Below are 1,613 nucleotides of genomic sequence, written 5' to 3' on the forward strand. Positions count from 1 at the left end.
GCGGTTAATCTCGTCTAGTTATATTTCTAGTTACGCCAGCCCTGAACAAGGCTGGCGTTTTTCGTTTACAGCGGTTTTTATTTATTGTGTTTAGATTTTCTATTTTTTTGGTTTTGATGCTCGGCCTAATGGCGTGCGGCCAACCTCATCCAGACCGACTTCAATATTCTTTAAGTGGTTCGACGATGGGTACCACTTACAATATAAATATTGTGAGCCCATCGGAGGTTGATAGTTCACAGCTAAATACGATTCATTCTGCGATTGAGGCTGAGCTTGCTTCGATAGACTCTTTGATGTCTACCTATAAGCTTGACTCCGAAGTCTCTAGATTTAATCGCGCTGCTATAGGTGAGGGTGTTTCCTTGTCGGCCGCAACTATTGAAGTGCTTAATGAGGCGCTTGCGTTAAATAACTTGAGCGAAGGGAGCTTCGACCCAACTGTTGGTCCGCTAATTGATGCCTGGGGCTTTGGCGGTGGCTCTAAGCACAAGGGGATAGTTGTTGATGAAAAGAATCTCGCTTCTGTGCTTGAAAAAGTAGGTGTTCAACGCTTTAAATTGGTTGACGGTCAACTGTACAAACTCCAGGACGTAGAATTAGACCTCTCTGCTATTGCTAAAGGTTTTGCAGCAGATAAAGTTGCTATCGCGTTGCGTGACCAAGGCATCGCAAACTTTCTGGTAGAAATTGGTGGTGAGGTAGTGACTCATGGTAGAAGTGTTCGTGACTCCTTGTGGGTATTAGGTATTGAATCACCTGATAAACAGGGTAGAAACGTTTATACTAGGGTTCATCTTGGTAATGCTGCGCTCGCTACGTCGGGCGATTACCGAAATTATTTTGAAGAAAATGGTAAACGATATTCTCACACGATTGACCCACTCAGCGGCAGGCCAGTTGAGCATCTGCTTGCATCTGTTAGTGTGATTGCTGAAGATTGCATGTTAGCTGACGGGCTTGCGACGGCGCTAATGGTGATGGGTGAGCAGAGGGGGTATGAGTTTGCCTCAAAGCACAATATCAGTGCGTTATTTATCTATCGAGGTGATGAAGGCCTCATAACAATGCACACTGATTCGTTTAAACAGTATCTTAAGTAGGAGGAACTTATGGAGTTATTTTTCATAGTTTTCGGTGTTCTTGCCCTGTTAATGTTGGTTATGGCTGTTGGCGTTATTTTTGCCAATAAGCCGATTACCGGTTCGTGTGGTGGAATGAGTGCGCTTGGTATGGAGGTTGCTTGCGACGTCTGTGGCGGTGACAAGGATAAATGCGACAAAGAAGTTGATAGTGCTGCTAAAGACGCTGCCGGAAAAGATATTTCTTATAATGCAATGAAGTAGATACAGCTTAAGTATCATTACATACGGTTTTTTCTAGAGGTTCAGGAGATCAAGGTTATATGGCTGAGTATCATTATGATGTTGTAGTAATTGGCGCAGGCCCTGCAGGTGAAGGGGCAGCGTTAAACGCTGCAAAAGGCCATAAAATGGTCGCTGTGATCGAAGATAAACCCGTAGTTGGCGGGAACTGTGCTCATGTTGGAACAATACCTTCCAAAGCACTTCGACACGCCGTTAAGCAGATTATTACCTTTAACACCAATACCA

3 protein-coding genes are annotated in these 1,613 nt (G+C 44.3%); all 3 read left to right on the top strand.

Annotation, left to right across the window (positions count from 1 at the left end; genetic code table 11):
- Nucleotides 1-86 precede the first annotated feature (86 nt).
- Nucleotides 87-1,103: an FAD:protein FMN transferase gene (locus A3756_RS17555; RefSeq protein WP_156490566.1), complete on the top strand. Its 1,017-nt coding sequence runs from the start codon at nucleotides 87-89 to the stop codon at nucleotides 1,101-1,103.
- A 9-nt stretch (nucleotides 1,104-1,112) separates the two neighbouring features.
- Complete coding sequence (gene nqrM / locus A3756_RS17560) at nucleotides 1,113-1,346, top strand: (Na+)-NQR maturation NqrM (RefSeq protein WP_068506484.1); 234 nt, start codon at nucleotides 1,113-1,115, stop codon at nucleotides 1,344-1,346.
- 59 nt (nucleotides 1,347-1,405) lie between these two features.
- Nucleotides 1,406-1,613, top strand: a 208-nt coding sequence (locus A3756_RS17565) for an FAD-dependent oxidoreductase (protein ID WP_156490567.1), incomplete at its 3' end; no start/stop codon positions are given.

It is taken from the genome of Oleiphilus sp. HI0086 (assembly GCF_001635225.1).